This window comes from Flavivirga aquimarina (assembly GCF_030540835.1).
GTDB lineage: Bacteria > Bacteroidota > Bacteroidia > Flavobacteriales > Flavobacteriaceae > Flavivirga > Flavivirga aquimarina.
Map to the genome: position 1 here is coordinate 1 of NZ_JAUOEK010000052.1, position 297 is coordinate 297.

1 protein-coding gene is annotated in these 297 nt (G+C 37.4%); it reads right to left on the reverse strand.

Features of this window, described 5'->3' with window-relative positions:
* The coding region (locus Q4Q35_RS03100; RefSeq protein ID WP_303276463.1) for a hypothetical protein at positions 1-297 on the reverse strand (297 nt) is incomplete at both ends.

Below are 297 nucleotides of genomic sequence, written 5' to 3' on the forward strand. Positions count from 1 at the left end.
AAATTCCAGTTCTACAATTTGACCTCCGCCGTGTGAAGAGTCTATTGAATTTGTATGCATGGTTTGCTGTCCTATAAATTGTGCTATTGTATTTAAGTTTGTAACTGTTGAAGGGTTTGTTGCATTGGGGTGTAAAACTCTAAAATCTAACTCACCAATTGTTCCGCTATTAGTTATTGAGTAATAAAACCTTAATCTATATGTAGCCCCTGGAGTTACGGCGTCTAATAGTTGGTATGCTGTTCTTTGCTCTCCGGGAACATTAGTTAGTTTTATAGAACCTCCTCCTTGATTTCC